Genomic DNA, 17001 nt, shown 5'->3' with positions numbered 1-17001 from the left:
ATTAAGCCGGGCTGATCGGCCCGGCCCGGCCCGCTCAGGCCGCCTGGGCCAGTGCGTCCTCGCCGTCGAGCACGGAGGCGACGGCGTGCACCACGGCGGCGATGCGCACCGCGGCCTGCACCTGCTCGGCCGTCACGCCGTGCTCCCGAACCACGCGCTCGTGGCTTTCCATGCACATGCCGCAGCCGTTCACGGCGGACACCGCGAGGGACCAGAGCTCGAAATCCACCTTCTCCACACCGGGCTTCGCCATGACGTTCATGCGGAGCTTGGCGGGCATCTTGCCGTAGTCGCCGTGCACCATGTGCGTGAAGCGGTAGTAGATGTTGTTCATGCCCATGACGGCGGCGGCGGCCTTGGCGGCGTTCAGCGCCTCGGGCGAGAGCTTGGGGCCGAACTCGGCGACGATGGCGCTGGACACCTCGGCGTTGCGGGAGGCGAGGGCGCTGACCACGAAGCAGCCGGCGCGCTGCTGCTCGGACAGCACCGGCTCGGTGGCCAGGCTGCCGAGGTTCAGGCGAAGGTCGCGGGCATAGTCGGGCAGCCGGTCGCGCAGGGCGTCAAGGGACATCGTCGTCTCCGTGTGTGAATGGGGGAGCGATCATGGGGAAGCGGTGTGCGGGGCCGGCGGGGAGCGCCGCTCCGGCGCACCGCTCCCGCGGGCCGTGCTTCCGGAGGGAAGGGCCACGCGGGAGGGCGATCGGGGCCATCCCCGGGGGGAGGGCGGCCCCGGTGCCCGGGTCACGCCGGGAGGGGCGCGGCCCAGGAAGGCAGGCGGGTGGCTCAGGCGGCCTTGAGGACGTCCTCGCCCTTCTGCCAGTTGCAGGGGCACAGCTCGTCGGTCTGCAGCGCGTCGAGGATGCGCAGCACCTCCTGCGGGTTGCGGCCGACGGAGAGGTCGTTCACGCCGACGTAGCGGATGATGCCCTCGGGATCGACGAGGAAGGTCGCGCGCAGTGCCACGCCCTCGTTCTTGTCGAGGATGCCGCAGCCCGTGGACAGCTCGCGCTTGATGTCGGCGAGCATGGCGAAGGGCAGGTCCTTCAGGTCGGCGTGGTGCAGGCGCCAGTTCATGTGCACGAACTCGCTGTCGGTCGAGACGCCGTAGATCACGGTGTCACGGTCCTCGAACTCGCGGAACAGCTTGCCGAAGGCCACGATCTCGGTCGGGCAGACGAAGGTGAAGTCCTTGGGCCAGAAGAAGACGAGCTTCCACTTGCCGGCCTGATCGGCCTCGGTGACGGTGGTGAAGGCGGTGTCCAGGTCCAGGCCCTTCGGGCCGCCCTCGACTGCGGTCAGCTTGAAGGAGGGGAAGCGATCGCCAACGGTGAGCATGCCGGATCCTTTGATGGGACGGGGATGGAGGGGAAGGGGAGCCACGCTGCCGCGATTCCCCTTCCGCGCCTCCTATATCGCGATGCAGCATGCGGATGGCAAATGGGACATTTGGATTAAAACCATCGAATTCTTCGATGGAAATTCGGCCCGTACCACCTGTCCGGGCAACAGCATGCTTCATCGACGGGACATTCTGGGCGGCTGAGGCTCCCCCGTGTTATTGAATGATTCCTGACGTTCCGATCGAAAAGTTCGATGCACCTCCCCAGTCCGCAGCAGCTCCGCTACCTCGTCGCCCTGGCGGATCACGGGCATTTCAGCCGGGCGGCGGCCGCCTGCGCGGTGACGCAATCCACGCTCTCGGCCGGGATCATCGCGCTGGAGCGGCAACTGGGTGTGGCGCTGCTGGAGCGCGGGCCGTTGAAGCGGCCGGTGTTCACGGCCATCGGGCTGTCGGTGGTGGACCGGGGGCGCGCCGCGCTCCGGGCGCTGGAGGCGGTGGTGGAGACGGCGGATTCGGGCCGGGCGCCGCTGAGCGGGCCGCTTCGCCTGGGGGTGATCCCCACGATCGGTCCGTTCCTCCTGCCCCGGCTGATGCCGGCCTTGCGCGCCGCCCATCCACGGCTGCGGCTCTGGCTCCGCGAGGACGTGACGGCACGCCTGGCCGAGGACCTGGAAGCCGGCCGGCTGGACCTGCTGCTCCTGGCCCTGCCCGCAGCACTGCACGGGGCGGAGACGCTGGCCGTGGCGGAGGACGCCTTCCTGGCGGCCATGCCGGAGGGGCACCGGCTTGCGGGGGAAAGCACGGTCCCGATGTCGGCCCTGGCCGCGGAGCGGCTGCTGCTTCTGGAGGATGGGCACTGCCTGCGCGAGCACGCGCTGGACGCCTGCCGGCTTTCCGCCGCGCGCGAGACGGAGGGGTTTTCGGCCACATCCCTGCACACCCTGGTGCAGATGGTGGCCGGTGGCCTCGGGGTCACGCTGCTGCCGCGCCTGGCGGTGGAGGGGGGCGTGCTGGCCGGCACGGCGCTGGCGGTGCGGCCGTTGGATGAGCCTGCCTCCCGCACGCTCGGCCTGGCCTGGCGGAGCCGCTCGCCCCGGGCCGCCGAGTTCCGGGGCCTGGCCGAGGCGGTGCGGGAGGCGATCGGGGCGGCGCCGGCCTGAGGCCGGGCCGACTTCGGGCCGACCTTGGGTTGGCTTCGGGCGCGCGGTTCAGGCGGCCATGCGGTCCATGCGGTCCCGCAGGCGGTACCAGCCGCCGACGAGGGGCAGGAACCAGGGCCTGCCGCGATAGCTGGGGGCGGTCGGGAAGGGCAGGTCGGCCAGGGCGAAGGGCTCGTTCTCCGCGCCCGCGATGCGCAGCCCCGCCCGGTGGCCGAGGAAGCTGGCCATGGCGACCCCCGAGCCCTGGCAGCCGGCGGCGTAGTGGATGCCGTCCTGTGTGCCGAGATGGGGCAGGAAGTCGAAGGTGAAGGCGACGTTGCCGGTCCAGGAATGCGTGATCCGGGTTTTCGCCAGTTCGGGAAAGACGGCCGTCATGAATCCATGCAGCACGGGCGCGGCCTGTTCGGGGGAGGTGGGGCCGAAGGAGGCCCGGCCGCCCCAGAGGATGCGGGTGCCGTCCGGCGAGGGCCGGAAGTAGTTCAGCACGCGCTTTGTGTCGCTGATCATGCGGCGGCCCGGGAAGAGGCGGTCGATGGTGTCCTTCGGCAGTTCCTCGGTGGCGATGATGTAGGAGCCGACGGGGATCACGCGGCGGGCGAGCCAGGGCATGGCGCTGCGGCCTTCGCCGTCGATCGAGTAGCCGTTCGTGGTGACCAGGACGGAGTCGGCGCGGAGCGTGCCGCGCGCGGTGCGGATGGCGAAGCCTTCGCCGCTGCGGGCGACGCCCTCCACGCGCGTCTGGTCCACGAGCGTGGCGCCGGCGCCCTTCGCCGCTGCGGCGAGGCCGCGCGCGTACTTGCCGGGATGCAGGCTGCCGGTGGCCGCGGCCAGCATGCCGCCATGGTAGTGGTCGCTGCCCAGAGCTTCGCGCTGGCGCGCGCGCGGGAGCATGGCGGTGGGCAGTCCGGTGGCCTCGGCAATGAAGGCGGCCTTCGCCGCCTGCGCCTGATAGTGCGCGGGGGTCCAGGCGGCGGCGAAGCGGCCGCAGCGGGTGTAGTCGCAGTCGATGTGCTCGCGCGCGATCAATTCTTCCAGAAAGGGGAAGGAGGCGGCGCTGTCGCGCGCGACAGCGGCCGCGCGCTCGGGGCCGAGGGTTTTCGCGAGGTCGCCCGAGGCGAGCTTGAGGCCGCCCGAGACCATGCCGCCGTTGCGGGAGGAGGCGCCCCAGCCGATGCGCTCGGCGTCCAGCACCACCGGGCGATGGCCGAGGCGGGCGAGGGTGAGGGCGGCGGACAGCCCGGCATAGCCGCCGCCGACGATGGCGACGGCGGCATGGTCGGGCAGCTCCGCGGGGCGTGGCGCGGGTTCCGCGGCTTCCCACCACCAGGGCGTGGTCTTGAAGTCCTGGGCGAAGAGGGGGTGGCTCATTGCTTCGCGAACCGTCCTGGTATCAAACTTGCTGGCATCGTTCTCACGGACAGGCAGGGTCGCCCTGCGCGACGTTTTCGGCAAGGGCGAGGAAAGGGGAACAGCGATGGCGCAGAGCTTTCACGAGGATTGCCTGGACCTCGCACGGCGCGCGCTGTCGCGCGGCGGCCTGGAGCGGCGCGCTGCGCTCAAGGCCCTGGCCGCGATGGGCGCGGCGGTGGCCGAAGGCGCGCAGGCGCAGGGATCGCGGGAGCTGGTGATCGTCAACTGGGGCGGGGTTGCGAACGAGGGCTTCGCGCGCAACTACGGCGCGCCCTTCGAGGCCGCGAATCCCGGCTTCAAGGTTGTGCAGAACAGCACTGGCCCATCGGCAGGGCGCATCAAGAGCATGGTGGACAGCGGCTCCGTCACCTGGGACCTCTGCGACAGTTCCGCCTCGGCCTCGCGTGTTCTCAGCAAGCAGAACCTGATCGCCCGGATCGACTACGACGTGGTCAAGAAGAGCGATGCGATCTCCGAGGCCTTCACGCTGGAATACGGGGCGGCGCCCTATTCCTTCTCCTCCGTGCTCGCCTATGACAGCAGCAAGTTCCCGAACGGACCGCCGCAGAGCTGGGCGGATTTTTGGGACCAGCGGAAGTTCCCGGGCACGCGGCTGCTGCGGCGGGATGCGCTGGCGGTGATGGACGCGGCGCAGATGGCGCTGGGGCGCGACCTCGCGAAGCTTTATCCGCTGGACGGGCGGGCGTGCCTCGCGAAGCTGCGCGACATCCGGCGCAACGCGGTGTTCTGGACCAACGGCGCCGAGAGCGAGCAGTTCCTCCGCACGGGCGAGGCGGTGATGGGGCAGATCTGGCACACGCGGGCGAAGGTGCTGGAGCAGGAGACCAACGGGCGGATCAAGTTCACCTGGAACCAGGGGCTGCTGCAGGCGGGCATTTTCGTGATCCCGCGCGGGGCGCCCGGCGGCGCCGCGACGCAGCGTCTGCTGGCGAGCATGCTGGCCAACCCGGAGCCGCAGGTGGAGCTTCTGAAATTCATGGGCAACGGGCCGACCAACCCGCGCGCGGCGGCGCTGGTGCCGGCGGAGTTCAAGCGGTTCAACCCGACCGACCCGGAAAACGCGCGCCAGCAGGTCGTGCTGGACGGCAATTGGTGGGGCGATAACTACACCGAGCTGAACGCCGACGTGGTCGACATCATCACGGGCTGACGCAATGCTTCTGGTCAAGGTGGAAGGCGCGCGGACGCGCCAGGCGTGGTGCGAGGTGCTGGGCGAGCTGCGCCCCTCGCTGGTGGTGAAGCCCTATGATGCGCCGGACGTGCGGCCGGAGGAGGCGGCCTATGTGCTGACCTGGGCGCCGACGCCGGGCTGGCTGGCGGGATTGCCGAACCTGCGCGCGATCTTCTCGCTGGGCGCGGGCGTGGACCACATCACGACGGACCCGACCTGGCCCAGGCACGTGCCGCTGGTGCGGATGGGCGGCGAGGAACCGGGGCAGCGCATGGGCGAGTACATCGCCTGGGCCTGCCTGACGCTGCTGCGCAACGGGCGCGATTTCGCGCGGGCGCAGGCGGAGCGGCGTTGGGACTACAAGGTGGGCGAGGACACGGCGCGGGACCTGTGTGTCGGCATCATGGGCCTGGGCGCGCTGGGCGCGGCCGCCGTGCCGATGCTGCGGGGGCTGGGATATCGCGTGGCCGGGTGGTCGCGGAGCCGGAAGGCGGTGGAGGGCGCGGAGAGCTTCGCGGGGGCGGGTGAGCTGGACGCCTTCCTCGCGCGGGTGGACGTGCTGGTCTGCCTGCTGCCGTCGACGCCCGAGACGGCGGGGATCGTGAATGGGGCTTTGCTGGCGAAGCTGCGGCCGGGTGCGGGCTTCGTGAACGTGGCGCGGGGCGCGCATGCGGTGGTGCCCGACCTTGTGGCGGCGCTGGATTCCGGGCAGTTGTCCGGCGCGGTGCTGGACGTCTTCGACCCCGAGCCGCTTCCGGCCGAAAGCCCGCTCTGGTCCCATCCGAAGGTGACGGTCACGCCGCATGTGGCGAGCGTGGCGCGGCGGCGGGAGCGGGCGCGCTACGTGGCGGAGGCGATCGCGGGGTTCGAGGCGGGCAGGCCGCTGCCCAACCTTTATGATCCCGTGCGGGGTTACTGACCATGCCCATGCCGCCCGCGCCCCTGCGGCCCGACCCGGACCATGTGCCGGACGAGGCGGAGCTGCGGCGCGACCTGGCGGCCGCCTACCGGCTGATCGCGCATTTCGGAATGACGGACCTCGTTTACACGCATCTTTCGGTGCGGGTGCCCGGAGAGGGGCACCGTTTCCTCGTGAACCCTTACGGGATGCTGTTCGAGGAGATCACCGCATCATCCCTCGTGCTGGTGGATGCGGAGGGGGAGCCGGCGCAGGAAACGCGCTGGCCGGTGAACCCGGCGGGCTTCGTGATCCATTCGGCGCTGCATCTCGGCTCGCCGCGCGCGCAATGCGTGATGCACACGCACACGCTGGCCGGGATGGTGGTGGCCGCCCAGTCGGGCGGGCTGCTGCCGCTGAACCAGATCAGCACGGAGTTCCACGGCCGCGTCGCGGTGCACGACTACGAGGGCATCGCGGCGGACGACAACCTTTCGGAGCGCGAGCGGCTGGTGCGGGACATGGGCGACAATCCCTGCATGATCCTGCGCAACCATGGTCTGCTGACGGTGGGGCGCACGGTGGCCGAGGCTTTCTACTGGATGTACTACCTGGAGCAGTCCTGCCGCATCCAGGTGGCGGCGCAATCCACGGGCGTGCCGCTTTCGGTGCCGCCCGAGGAGGTGGTGCTGCGCGCGCGGAACCAGATGGGCGAGAGCCCCGTCAAGGGCTGGCTGCCCTGGCAGGCGCTGCGCCGGAAGATGGACCGCGAGCAGCCGGACTACATGTTGTGAGCGGGCGCGCCGGGCATGCGCTCTCGTTGCAGGCGGTCTCGAAGCGCTACGGCGAGTTCGTGGCGGTGGCGGATGCCTCCCTGGAGGTCGGCAGCGGGCGGTTCCTGACGCTGCTGGGCCCTTCGGGGTCGGGCAAGACCACCATCCTGATGATGATCGCGGGCTTCGTGGAGCCGAGCGCGGGGCGGGTGCTGCTGGACGGGCGCGACATCACGGCCGTGCCGCCGGAGCGGCGCGAGTTTGGCATGGTGTTCCAGGGCTACGCGCTGTTCCCGCACATGACGGTGGCCGAGAACGTGGCCTTTCCGCTGCGGGTGCGGCGGCTCGGGCGGGCGGAGCGGGATGCGCGCGTGCGCGCGACGCTGGACCTCGTGCAACTGGAGCAGTTCGCCGACCGCCGGCCGTCGCAGCTTTCGGGCGGGCAGCAGCAGCGCGTGGCGCTGGCGCGGGCGCTGGTGTTCGACCCGGCGCTGCTGCTGCTGGACGAGCCGCTTTCCGCGCTCGACAAGAAGCTGCGGGCGGAGTTGCAGGACGAGCTGAAGGCGCTGCACCGGCGCGTCGGGCGCACCTTCATCAACGTGACGCATGACCAGGAGGAGGCGCTCAGCCTTTCCGACGAGATCGCCATCCTGAACAACGGGCGGCTGGTGCAGGTGGGGGCGCCGCACGCGCTGTATGAGCGGCCGGCGACGCGCTTCGTCGCGAGCTTCCTGGGGCGGTCGAACTTCATCGAGGGCGAGGCGGAGGAGGATGACGGCGGGCTGGTGCTGCGCCGTGGGGCGACGCGGGTGCTGGCGGTGGGCCGGGCCGGGCCCGGCCGCGCGCTGCTGTCGCTGCGGCCCGAGAAGATCGCCGTGCTGCCCGAGGGCGAGGCCGAGGACAATGTGGTGGAGGGGCGCATCGCCGCCTGGTCCTATTTGGGGGCGGGATACGCGATCACGGTCACGACCGCCGATCTCGGGGAACTGAAGGTGCATCTGCAGGCCTGGCGGATCCCGGTGACGCCGGCCGAGGGACTCCCGGTCCGGCTGGGCTGGCCCCGCGGCGCGGCGGTGGCGGTGGCGGAAGACGCCGCGTGAGGCCGGCGGGCCGCCATGCCCTGGGCTGGTGGGGGCTGATCCTGCCGGCCTTCCTGCTGATGACGGCCTTTTATGTCGCGCCCATCCTGCAGGTTCTCGCGATCAGCTTCACGGAGCCGCAGCCTGGGCTGGGCAACTACGAGCGCCTGCTGACCAGCGAGAGCGTGCAGCGGGTGATCGGGACCACGCTGCGGATCGGGGTGGTGACCACGGCGATCGCGCTGGTGCTGGGCTATGCGCTGGCCTACCGCATCGCGCTTTCCGGCCCGAAGGCGCAGCGCTGGTGGCTGCTGGCGGTTCTGGTGCCGCTCTGGATCAGCGTGCTGGTGCGGGCCTTCGCCTGGGTGACGCTGCTGCGGCGGCAGGGGCTGGTCAACCAGGGGCTGATGGCGGTGGGTGCGATCGAGGAGCCGCTGGCGCTGGTGTGGAACGAGTTCGGCATCGTGGTGGGGATGGTGCACTACATGGTGCCCTATGCGGTGCTGCCGATGCTGTCCGCGATGCGGGAGATCGACCCGCGCGTGCTGGCGGCGGCGCGGGGGCTCGGCGCGGGGCGGGCGGGGGCCTTCCTTCGGGTGTTCCTGCCCTTGTCCCTGCCCGGGGTGTTCGCAGCGGGGGTGCTGGTCTTCATCTTCTCTCTGGGTTTCTACATCACGCCGGCGATCCTGGGCGGCGGCAAGACGCTGATGGCGGCGGAGTGGATCAAGCTGCAGATCCTCGACCTCATCCGCTGGGGGCTGGGCGCGATGATGGCGACGGTGCTGGTGGTGGCGATCCTCGGCACGCTGGCGGTGTTCTCGCGGCTGGTGAACCTGCGCCGGCTGTTCGGGGCGGGAGGGTAGCGGAATGGGAGGGCACCGGGCGGGGTGGTTGAGCGCGGGGGTATCCTGGGCGACGGTGCTCTACCTGCTCCTGCCGATCACGATCATCCTGCCGGTTTCGCTGACCGACCAGCGCTTCCTGTCGCTCCCTTACGAGGCGCTTTCCCTGCAGCACTACGCGCGCCTGCTGAACACGCCGGCCTGGACCGGCGCGATCGGGCAGTCGGCCGGGATCGCGGCGGCCTCCACGCTTCTCGCGGTGGTGCTGGGCACGGCCTGCGCGATCGGGTGCTGGCGGCTGTCGCGGCGGAGCACGGAGCTGGTTCGGGCGCTGATGCTGCTGCCCATCATCATCCCCAGCATCGCCTATGCGATCGGGCTCTACCGCTACTTCGCGCGGCTGGGGCTGCTGGACAGCTTCACGGGGGTGGTGATCGCGCATGGGGTGACAGGGATCCCCTATGTTGTGATCACCGTCTCGACCGCGCTGGCAGCCTTCGACCCCAGGCTGGAGAGCGCGGCGCGCGGCATGGGGGCGTCGCTTTCCCAGACCCTTCGCTGGGTGATCCTGCCGCGGATCATGCCGGGGATCGTGTCGGGTGCGATCTTCGCCTTCATCCATTCGTGGGATGAGCTCGTGGTGGTGCTGTTCATCGCCTCGCGCCGGGTGTTCACCCTGCCGCGGAAGATCTGGGACGGAATCAACGAGAACCTGGACCCGGCCATGGCGGCCGTCGCCGTGCTGCTGGTGGGCATGACCGTGCTGCTGCTGCTGCTGGATCTGGCGTTGCGGCGGCAGCGGACGGATTGAGGGACAGACCATGACCGAGAAGCATCCTGTCACCGCCCGCAAGGGCATGGTGGTGACGAACCATCCGCTGGCGTCCGGCGCGGGGGCGGAGATGCTGCTGGGCGGCGGGAACGCGGTGGATGCGGCGGTCGCGGCGCTCTTCGCGCTGACGGTGGTGGAGCCGATGATGGTCGGCATCCTCGGCGGGGGCGTGGCCCATCTGCGGCTGCCGGATGGGCGGCACGTGGTGGTGGACGGGCTGTCCACGGCGCCCGCCGCGGCACGGGCGGACATGTACCGCACGCTGTCGGACGTGCTGCCGGACTACCAGGAGACGGAAGGGCGGGAGAACCATTTCGGCCCGCTGGCGATGGCGGTGCCCGGGGCGCTCAGGGCCTGGTGCCACACGCTGTCGGCCTATGGCACGATGCCGCTGGCGGATGTGCTGGAGCCGGCGATCCGCCTGGCCGCGCGGGGATGGGCGGCGACACCTTACCTGGCGGATTGCGTCGGCGACAACGCGGCGGAGCTTGCGACCGATCCCGGGCTTTCCGCGACCTTCCTGCCGGGCGGCGCGCCGCTGCGCGCGGGGGATCGCGTGCGGCGCGGCGATTACGCGGAAAGCCTGCGGCTGATCGCGCAGGCCGGGCCGGACGCGCTGCATGATGGCCCGCTGGGCGAGGCGCTGGCGGCGCATATGCGCGGGGCGGGCGGGCTGATCACGATGGGCGACCTGCGCGCGGCGGGGCCGGTGGAGCGGGAGGCGATCCGGGCCAGCTACCGCGGGCACGAGATCCTCGGGCCACCGCCGCCCTCGTCCTCGGGCGTGCACGTGGCGCAGATGCTGAACGTGCTGGAAGGGTTCGACCTTCGCGCGCTGGGTGCCGGGACGCCGGACAGCGTTCATCTGCTGGCGGAGGCGCTGAAGATGGCTTTCGCGGACCGCGCGGTCGCGACGGCCGATCCCGCCTTCGTCGAGGTTCCCGTGGCGCGGCTGGTCTCGAAGGATTACGCGGCCGGACGCCGGGCGGAGATCGCCCTGGACCAGGCGCGGGACTGGGCGCCCGGGGCGGGCCTGCTGGAATCGGCCAACACCACGCATGTGACGGTGGCGGACGACCGAGGCACCGTGGTGTCCTCCACCCAGACCATCAACAGCCTGTTCGGCGCGCGCTTCACCGTGCCGGGCACGGGGATGGTGGCCAACAACTACATGTACAACTTCGACCCGCACCCGGGCCGGGCGCTGTCGGTGGCGCCGGGCAAGCGGGTCTTCACCTCCATGGCGCCGATGATGGTGCTGCGCGGCGGGGTGCCGGTGGTGGCGCTGGGGCTGCCCGGGGGGCTGCGGATCTTCGGTTCGGCCATGCAGGCCATCATCAACCTGCTGGACCACGGCATGTCCCTGCAGGAAGCGGTGGAGGCGCCGCGGGTCTGGACGCAGGGGCACCTGCTCGAGCTGGAGCCGGGGATCTCCGCCGAAACCGAGGCCGTTCTGGTGGCGCGTGGGCACCGGGTTTCGCGGGTGCGGACGGTGGGCGGGGGCATGGGAGCCATCGCCTTCGGCACGGACGGAACCATGGACGGAACGATGACCGGGGCCGCGTGCTGGCGTGCGGACGGCACGCCCGTGGGGATCGGCGGCGGCCTGGCGCGGGCCGGGGTGCGCTTCATGCCGGACGTGGCGGCACGGTGAGGCCCGGCCTCCACCCGGCAGGGCGTTGATCGACCTGGATTAATCCTGGCGGGCCGGAGCGGTGCTTCTGATCCGCCCCGCCTGAAACTCCGGGCATCACCGGCGTGTTGGGAAAGCCCGATGCTGGTTTCGGCTGAGGGAACGGGAGGGCGGCACGCCAATGCACCTGCGCCAGGAACGTGAGAGCAGGGATTTTTCCGCGTCGCCCGGCGAACGGCACGGCACGGCCGGCCTGGTGTTGCAGGGCCTGCTGGCCGGCCTTGCGGGCGTCGCCGCGATGACGGTGGCGGAAAAGCTGGAACAGGCGGTCACCGGGCGCCCGAACTCCTTTGTTCCCGCCCATACGCTGGAGCGCCTGCTCGGTGCGCCCCACAGGCCCGACCGGGAGCGGCTCCTGATGAACTGGGCCATGCACTGGGGACAAGGAATCGTGCTCGGCGTGGTGCGGGCGTTGATGGCGCGGTCCGGCCTGCGGGGGCCGGTCGGGTCCTTCATGTTCCTCAACCTGCGGCTGCTGAACGATCAGACGCTGGAGAACGCGACCGGCGTCGGGGCGCCACCCTGGACCTGGCCCGTGGACGAGCAGGTGGTCGACCTGTTGCACAAGGGTGTTTACGCCTTTGCCGCCGGAGCGGTCGCCGACAGGCTGGTGCAGGCCGGGCGGCACCCCGACGGCGATGAGCGGCGCGGATCACCGGCCCGGACAAGGCTGTTCTGAAGCCTTCCTGCCAGGGCCGGACTGCCCGGCCGCCTCCCGCGCCGCGTTCAACGAGGGGGGGTGTCGCTAGCCCACCAGCAGAGGTGCCACGGCGTCCTGCAGCGCCCGGGGCAGGGGAGTGGGGCGGGTCTGGGTCTCCCGGTCCACATAGACGTGGATGAAATGACCCTCTGCACTGGCCGTGTTCTCGTCGTTGCGGAAGATGCCGATCTCGTAGCGGATGGAGGTGCGGCCGATCCGGGCGACGCGCAGGCCGGCGGTGATGAGGTCCGGAAAGGACACCGGGGCGAGGTAGCGGCAGCCGGTTTCCACGACCACGCCGATCACCTCCGAGGTTTTGAGGTCGATTGCACCGGATTCGAGCAGGAAGCGCGAAACCACGGTGTCGAAGAACGAATAATAAACGGTGTTGTTGATGTGCGCGTAGGCGTCGTTGTCGCCCCAGCGCGTGGGAATGGACAGGAAATGGCGGTAATCCGCCCGTGCCGGGCGGGCCCTCTCGCTCATGCGCGTCTTGCTCCTCGATGGGTGGCCGTGACCGGATGGCCACCGCCAAGGGTCCTCGCGCGAGGCGGGCCACGCAAGGCTTCGCCTGCCGGGCACTTCCCTGTAATGTGAGGGGGAGACCCAGAACCAGGACACCGCGCGCCCGAATGTCATCTCCCGCGTCCGAAGCCCGACTGGAGCCGTTCCGGCTGCGCGGGGCCAATTTCAACCTGCTGGTGCTGCGGCTGCTCGACCCCCGGGTGGAGGTGATCGTGCCCGCGCTCGCGGACCAGTTCCGGAGGGCACCGGGCTTTCTGCGCAACGCGCCGATCGTTCTGGGTCTGGACGACCTCGACCCGGCGGCGGCGCCGGATTTCACGCACCTGACCGCCCAGCTCCGCTCCGTGCAGATCGCGCCCATCGGCACCACGGGCGGTGCGCCGGAGCTTCGCGCGGCGGCCCAGGCGGCGGGACTGCCGCCGCTGCGGCCCGCGGGCGGGGAGCAGCCGGTGACGGCCGCGGCGCCCGAACCCGCCCCGGCCCCCGCGCCGGAGCCCTTGGCGATCCCCGAGCCGCCGCCGCCCTCGGGCTGGCAGCCGACCATGGTGGTGGACCAGGCGGTGCGGGCGGGGCAGCGGATCTGGGCGCAGGGCTGCGACCTGATCGTGCGTGGCACGGTCAACCCGGGTGCCGAGGTGATCGCGGACGGGAATGTTCACGTGTACGGAACGCTCAAGGGCCGGGCGATCGCCGGAGGGGCGGAGAATCGGTCCGCCCGCATCTTCGCACTGAATTTCGAGCCCGAACTGGTTTCCATCGCGGGCTATTACGCCGTGCGGGACGGGCTCGGGGACGCGCCGCTCGGCAAGCCCGTTCAGGTTTGCCTGATCGGCGAGAGCATGCGGTTCGACAAGCTCGGCTAAAGCCCGAAATCAAATTTCCGGTGGAATGCCCTTTGCAGGGTTGCCTCCGGGCATGCGATGGAAGCGCGCTTTTCGCCGGGTGGGCGGCGTTATCTGGGGGGCGGAGGTCTGCGCATGGCGCAAGTGATCGTGGTGACTTCGGGCAAGGGGGGCGTGGGCAAGACCACTTCTTCGGCAGCCTTTGCGACCGGGCTGGCACAGTCCGGCAAGAAGACGGTGGTGATCGACTTCGACGTCGGCCTGCGCAACCTCGACCTCATCATGGGGGTCGAGCGGCGCGTGGTGTTCGACATCGTCAACGTGATCAGCGGCGAGGCGCGGCTCAGCCAGGCGCTGATCCGCGACAAGCGGGTCGATACCCTCTCGATCCTTCCGGCGAGCCAGACGCGGGACAAGGACGCCCTGACCAAGGAGGGCGTCGCGACCGTGATCGAGGAGCTGTCCAAGGACTTCGACTACATCCTGTGCGACAGCCCGGCCGGAATCGAGAAGGGCGCGCTGCTGGCGCTGTATTTCGCCGATCAGGCGATCGTCGTGACCAACCCCGAGGTTTCCTCCGTCCGCGACAGCGACCGGATCCTCGGCGTGCTCCAGTCCAAGTCCAAGCGCGCCGAGGAAAAGAAGGACCCGGTGAAGGAGCACCTTCTCGTCACGCGTTATGATCCGAACCGTGTGGAGCGGGGCGAGATGCTGAAGCTGGACGATATTCAGGACATCCTGCGCATCCCGTTGCTGGGCGTCATCCCCGAGAGCGAGAGCGTGCTGAAGGCCTCCAACACCGGCAACCCGGTGATCCTGGACGAGCCTTCGCCCGCCGGCCAAGCCTACAAGGATGCGGTTGCACGCTTCCTGGGCGAGGATCGCAAGATGCGCTTCACCGACTTCGAGAAGAAGGGCTTCTTCTCGCGCCTGTTCGGCGGGAGGGCTGCATGAGTTGGCTGCATTTCTTCCGGGGCAAGCAGGACGAGATCCCCCCGACAGCGCCTCAGGCCAAGGAGCGGCTGCAGATCGTCCTGGCCCATGAGCGCATCTCGCGCAAGGGCGAGGACTTCCTGCCCAAGCTGCAGCGCGAGATCGTGGAGCTCGTGGCCCGGCACGTCTCGATCGACCCGGAGCGGGTGAACGTCTCGCTGGAGCGGGGGGGCGACCTGTCCACCCTGGCGATCGCGGTGGAGCTTCCGGGACCGGAGCCGGTGCGCCGCGCCTCCTGAGGCGCGAGCCATACGTGCCGGCTTAACGCTCGGTCAAGGCCGCTCCGCCACCATCCCTCCCGACAGGACGGGAGTCGGGCGATGGCGGGGCGATTCTTCCCGATGCGGACCTTGCGGACGCGGCTGATCGTCTTCTGGGCGGCGCCTTCGCTTCTTTGCGTGCTTCTGCTGGCGGTCGCGTTTCCCTGGCTGCTCCGCGACCTGCGCGGTGACCTCGGTGAGCGGGAAATGGACATCCTGGCCGCCCGGATCGAGGCCGAGGTGGCCGGGGTCCAGTCGCGGGTCGGTGCGCTGGCGCAGCTTCTGGCACGGGACGCAGGCCTGCGTGAAGCCTTGTCCGCCACCTCGGACGGGCACGACGCGCGCGACGGAGGGCTGGATGGCGGGCTGCTGGCCAGGCTCCTGGCCGGGCTGCGCGTCGCCGAGCCGATGATCCGCAGCCTCGATGCCGTGTTGGCGCGGCCGGGCGCGCCGCCCCGGCGCTGGCGGACCGAGGAGGATTGCCCGCTGGCCCGGGCCCTGGACTGCCCCCTGCCGGACCTTCCCATGGCTGTCGCGGTGGTGGCCTTCGACCTTTCGGGCGGCGCGCGGACCGAGCTCCGCCTGGCCGCGTTCCTGGACAGCGCGGCAGCCGGGGCGCTGGTGGGGAACCGGGGCGGCGTGCTGCTGATCGCCGATGGCCGGGTCCGGGTGGCAAGCCTTCCCGGCACGGAGGAAGCGCTCGGCGCATCCGCCCCGCCCTGGCTGCGGTCCGCCCTGTCCGGGGAACGTGGGGCCATGGGCAAGCTGGAGGCTGGCGGGCGGAGCTGGTTCGCCCGGCTGATGCCGCTGCGTGAGGACGTGGCGGAGCCGGGCGCGGGGCCGGCGAGGATGTCGTTGCTGTTGCTGCTGCCCGACGAGGTGGGGGCCAGTGGCATGGACCAGGCGTTCCGGATCGTCGGGCAGGTGGTGGCCCTTCTGCTGGTTGTGCTGGCGGCATTCGCCGCCGCAGCCGCGCGGCGCCTGGGCGGCATGCTGGCCGCCTTGACGGATGCGATGCGGCAGCTCGGGCGAGGCGACCTGGGTGTCGCGATCCCGCCTCCGCCGCGTGGCGCCTCACGGGATGTGGTGGAGCTGGTGGAGGCCTGCACGGCGTTCCGCGATGCCGCCGCCGAGCGCAGCCGCCTGTCGGAGCGGCTCCGCTGGCTGGCGAACTTCGATGGGCTGACCGGCCTGCCCAACCGCGCCCTGATGGCGGATCGGCTGGAGCTGACCTTTGCCGCGGCCCGGCGGGACGGGACAGGCCTGGCGGTGCTCGCCATGGATCTCGACCATTTCAAGGAGGTGAACGACAGCCTCGGCCATGCTGCGGGGGACGAGGTGTTGCGGGCGGTGGCCTCCCGCCTGCGTGGGTGCCTGCGCGCGACCGACACGCTGGCGCGGGTCGGCGGCGACGAATTCGTTCTCGTGGCCCCCGGGCTGGATGACCACGGCGCGCTCTCGGCCTTCGCCGCGCGGCTGCTCGCCAGCATGGAGGAGCCGTTCCAGGTCGGCCATGAAAGCCGCCCCATCGGCCTTTCGATCGGCGCAGCGACCCTTTCGCTGCACGGGCTGGACGGCCGGCCGGAGGCGCTGCTGCAGGATGCCGACCTCGCGCTCTACCAAGCCAAGTCGGAGGGCGGGTCCTGCCTTCGCGTGTTCGAGCCGGCCATGGACGAGCGGTTGCGGACGCGCCGCGCGCTGATCGCGGACCTGCGCCTGGCGGTGGAGCGGCAGGAGCTCACCATCCTGTTCCAGCCCCAGGTTTCAACGGCCACGCGGCGGATCAAGGGCGCGGAGGCCCTGTTGCGCTGGCACCACCCGCAGCGCGGGCTGATCGGGCCCAACACCTTCATCCCCCTGGCCGAGGAAACCGGGCTGATCGTTCCCATCGGCGCCTGGGTGCTGGAGGAGGCGTGCCAGGTGGCGCGGGGCTGGCAGGGACTGAACCTCGCGGTGAACGTCTCGCCCATCCAGGTCCGCCAGGCGAGCTTCGTCGCAACGGTGGAGCGTGCCCTGTCCCGCTCGGGCCTGCCGCCCGAGCGGCTGGAGCTGGAGATCACCGAGGCCGCGATGCTGGCCAACACGGCGGAGACTCTGGGCATGCTGTCCCGGCTGCGCAGCCTGGGGGTGCGGCTGGCAATGGACGATTTCGGCACGGGTTACTCGTCGCTTGCGACGTTGCAGCGATTCCGCTTCGACAAGATCAAGGTGGACCGTTCCTTCATCCGCCACATCGAGGACGACGCGAAGGCGGTGGCCCTGCTGCGCGCCGTCATCGCGCTGGGGAGTGCCCTGGACGTGACCACCAACGCCGAGGGCGTGGAGGAGGAGGGCCAGCTTTCCATGCTGCGGGCCGAGGGCTGCGAAGAGGCTCAGGGATACCTGTTCGGCCAGCCCATGCCGGCGGCCGAGTTCCGAGTCCTTGCCGGGCTGGCGGATCGGTGGGCTGCCTGATGAGGC

Annotated in this window: 17 protein-coding genes; 13 read left to right on the top strand and 4 right to left on the bottom strand. The window is 70.7% G+C overall.

What is annotated here, in order from left to right; all coding sequences use genetic code 11:
• Window positions 1-34: 34 nt before the first annotated feature.
• On the bottom strand, window positions 35-571 hold the full coding sequence (locus tag ACFFIC_RS24930) for a carboxymuconolactone decarboxylase family protein (protein WP_377055466.1): 537 nt from the start codon (window positions 569-571) through the stop codon (window positions 35-37).
• Window positions 572-783: 212 nt separating this feature from the next.
• A complete protein-coding gene (locus tag ACFFIC_RS24925) occupies window positions 784-1335 on the bottom strand; it encodes a peroxiredoxin (RefSeq protein WP_377055464.1) in 552 nt (183 codons plus the stop codon).
• Between the two features lie 258 nt (window positions 1336-1593).
• Here ACFFIC_RS24925 and ACFFIC_RS24920 point away from each other — a divergent pair, with 258 nt between their 5' ends.
• Window positions 1594-2502, top strand: a complete 909-nt coding sequence (locus ACFFIC_RS24920; protein ID WP_377055462.1) for a LysR substrate-binding domain-containing protein — start codon at window positions 1594-1596, stop codon at window positions 2500-2502.
• 48 nt (window positions 2503-2550) lie between these two features.
• On the opposite strand, the gene ACFFIC_RS24915 is transcribed toward ACFFIC_RS24920, so the two are convergent.
• Window positions 2551-3870: an NAD(P)/FAD-dependent oxidoreductase gene (locus ACFFIC_RS24915; protein ID WP_377055460.1), complete on the bottom strand. Its 1320-nt coding sequence runs from the start codon at window positions 3868-3870 to the stop codon at window positions 2551-2553.
• Window positions 3871-3976: 106 nt separating this feature from the next.
• On the opposite strand from ACFFIC_RS24915, the gene ACFFIC_RS24910 reads away from it, so the two are divergent.
• The 8 genes from ACFFIC_RS24910 (at window position 3977) to ACFFIC_RS24875 (ending at window position 11900) form a co-directional block, all read left to right on the top strand.
• Window positions 3977-5083 carry an extracellular solute-binding protein gene (locus ACFFIC_RS24910; protein ID WP_377055458.1) on the top strand — a complete coding sequence of 369 codons (1107 nt, stop codon included), beginning with the start codon at window positions 3977-3979 and terminating at the stop codon, window positions 5081-5083.
• Window positions 5084-5087: 4 nt separating this feature from the next.
• Window positions 5088-6023 (top strand): 2-hydroxyacid dehydrogenase, encoded by a 936-nt coding sequence (locus ACFFIC_RS24905; protein WP_377055456.1) that lies wholly within the window; start codon window positions 5088-5090, stop codon window positions 6021-6023.
• Window positions 6024-6025: 2 nt separating this feature from the next.
• On the top strand, window positions 6026-6796 hold the full coding sequence (locus ACFFIC_RS24900) for a class II aldolase/adducin family protein (protein ID WP_377055454.1): 771 nt from the start codon (window positions 6026-6028) through the stop codon (window positions 6794-6796).
• Entirely contained in the window at window positions 6793-7875 is a 1083-nt protein-coding gene (locus tag ACFFIC_RS24895) for an ABC transporter ATP-binding protein (RefSeq protein WP_377055452.1), read from the top strand. Before ACFFIC_RS24900 ends, ACFFIC_RS24895 begins: the two co-directional genes overlap by 4 nt.
• The gene (locus ACFFIC_RS24890; protein WP_377055450.1) at window positions 7872-8717 is read left to right on the top strand and encodes an ABC transporter permease; all 846 of its coding nucleotides are present in this window, start codon (window positions 7872-7874) and stop codon (window positions 8715-8717) included. The genes ACFFIC_RS24895 and ACFFIC_RS24890 overlap by 4 nt, the downstream gene beginning before the upstream one ends.
• A gap of 28 nt (window positions 8718-8745) precedes the next feature.
• Window positions 8746-9507, top strand: a complete 762-nt coding sequence (locus ACFFIC_RS24885) for an ABC transporter permease (RefSeq protein WP_377055448.1) — start codon at window positions 8746-8748, stop codon at window positions 9505-9507.
• 10 nt (window positions 9508-9517) lie between these two features.
• Complete coding sequence (ggt, locus tag ACFFIC_RS24880; protein WP_377055446.1) at window positions 9518-11182, top strand: gamma-glutamyltransferase; 1665 nt, start codon at window positions 9518-9520, stop codon at window positions 11180-11182.
• A 160-nt stretch (window positions 11183-11342) separates the two neighbouring features.
• On the top strand, window positions 11343-11900 hold the full coding sequence (locus ACFFIC_RS24875) for a hypothetical protein (protein ID WP_377055444.1): 558 nt from the start codon (window positions 11343-11345) through the stop codon (window positions 11898-11900).
• Window positions 11901-11966: 66 nt separating this feature from the next.
• On the opposite strand, the gene ACFFIC_RS24870 is transcribed toward ACFFIC_RS24875, so the two are convergent.
• Window positions 11967-12407 carry an acyl-CoA thioesterase gene (locus ACFFIC_RS24870; RefSeq protein ID WP_377055442.1) on the bottom strand — a complete coding sequence of 147 codons (441 nt, stop codon included), beginning with the start codon at window positions 12405-12407 and terminating at the stop codon, window positions 11967-11969.
• A gap of 146 nt (window positions 12408-12553) precedes the next feature.
• On the opposite strand from ACFFIC_RS24870, the gene minC reads away from it, so the two are divergent.
• The 4 genes from minC to ACFFIC_RS24850 all read left to right on the top strand — a co-directional run bounded on the left by minC (window position 12554) and on the right by ACFFIC_RS24850 (window position 16995).
• Window positions 12554-13309 (top strand): septum site-determining protein MinC, encoded by a 756-nt coding sequence (minC, locus tag ACFFIC_RS24865; RefSeq protein ID WP_377055440.1) that lies wholly within the window; start codon window positions 12554-12556, stop codon window positions 13307-13309.
• Between the two features lie 114 nt (window positions 13310-13423).
• The gene (minD, locus tag ACFFIC_RS24860) at window positions 13424-14242 is read left to right on the top strand and encodes a septum site-determining protein MinD (protein ID WP_377055438.1); all 819 of its coding nucleotides are present in this window, start codon (window positions 13424-13426) and stop codon (window positions 14240-14242) included.
• Window positions 14239-14520 carry a cell division topological specificity factor MinE gene (minE, locus tag ACFFIC_RS24855; protein ID WP_377055436.1) on the top strand — a complete coding sequence of 94 codons (282 nt, stop codon included), beginning with the start codon at window positions 14239-14241 and terminating at the stop codon, window positions 14518-14520. The genes minD and minE overlap by 4 nt, the downstream gene beginning before the upstream one ends.
• An 81-nt stretch (window positions 14521-14601) precedes the next feature.
• Complete coding sequence (locus ACFFIC_RS24850) at window positions 14602-16995, top strand: putative bifunctional diguanylate cyclase/phosphodiesterase (protein WP_377055434.1); 2394 nt, start codon at window positions 14602-14604, stop codon at window positions 16993-16995.
• Window positions 16996-17001 lie beyond the last annotated feature (6 nt).

Source organism: Muricoccus vinaceus (assembly GCF_042433125.1).
GTDB classification, from domain to species: domain Bacteria; phylum Pseudomonadota; class Alphaproteobacteria; order Acetobacterales; family Acetobacteraceae; genus Roseomonas; species Roseomonas vinacea.
Note: the sequence above shows the minus strand (reverse complement) of the source record. Positions and strands in the feature narration are given on the sequence as shown.

What these genes read in the sequence shown, in the direction of transcription:
- ACFFIC_RS24920 (WP_377055462.1), top strand. Translation starts at nt 1,594, where the DNA reads ATGCACCTCCCCAGTCCGCAGCAGCTCCGCTACCTCGTCGCCCTGGCG.
- ACFFIC_RS24900 (WP_377055454.1), top strand. Translation starts at nt 6,026, where the DNA reads ATGCCCATGCCGCCCGCGCCCCTGCGGCCCGACCCGGACCATGTGCCG.
- ACFFIC_RS24850 (WP_377055434.1), top strand. Translation starts at nt 14,602, where the DNA reads ATGGCGGGGCGATTCTTCCCGATGCGGACCTTGCGGACGCGGCTGATC.
- ACFFIC_RS24875 (WP_377055444.1), top strand. Translation starts at nt 11,343, where the DNA reads ATGCACCTGCGCCAGGAACGTGAGAGCAGGGATTTTTCCGCGTCGCCC.
- ggt (WP_377055446.1), top strand. Translation starts at nt 9,518, where the DNA reads ATGACCGAGAAGCATCCTGTCACCGCCCGCAAGGGCATGGTGGTGACG.
- ACFFIC_RS24910 (WP_377055458.1), top strand. Translation starts at nt 3,977, where the DNA reads ATGGCGCAGAGCTTTCACGAGGATTGCCTGGACCTCGCACGGCGCGCG.
- ACFFIC_RS24930 (WP_377055466.1), bottom strand. Translation starts at nt 571, where the DNA reads ATGTCCCTTGACGCCCTGCGCGACCGGCTGCCCGACTATGCCCGCGAC.
- ACFFIC_RS24925 (WP_377055464.1), bottom strand. Translation starts at nt 1,335, where the DNA reads ATGCTCACCGTTGGCGATCGCTTCCCCTCCTTCAAGCTGACCGCAGTC.
- minD (WP_377055438.1), top strand. Translation starts at nt 13,424, where the DNA reads ATGGCGCAAGTGATCGTGGTGACTTCGGGCAAGGGGGGCGTGGGCAAG.
- ACFFIC_RS24870 (WP_377055442.1), bottom strand. Translation starts at nt 12,407, where the DNA reads ATGAGCGAGAGGGCCCGCCCGGCACGGGCGGATTACCGCCATTTCCTG.
- minE (WP_377055436.1), top strand. Translation starts at nt 14,239, where the DNA reads ATGAGTTGGCTGCATTTCTTCCGGGGCAAGCAGGACGAGATCCCCCCG.
- ACFFIC_RS24915 (WP_377055460.1), bottom strand. Translation starts at nt 3,870, where the DNA reads ATGAGCCACCCCCTCTTCGCCCAGGACTTCAAGACCACGCCCTGGTGG.
- ACFFIC_RS24905 (WP_377055456.1), top strand. Translation starts at nt 5,088, where the DNA reads ATGCTTCTGGTCAAGGTGGAAGGCGCGCGGACGCGCCAGGCGTGGTGC.
- minC (WP_377055440.1), top strand. Translation starts at nt 12,554, where the DNA reads ATGTCATCTCCCGCGTCCGAAGCCCGACTGGAGCCGTTCCGGCTGCGC.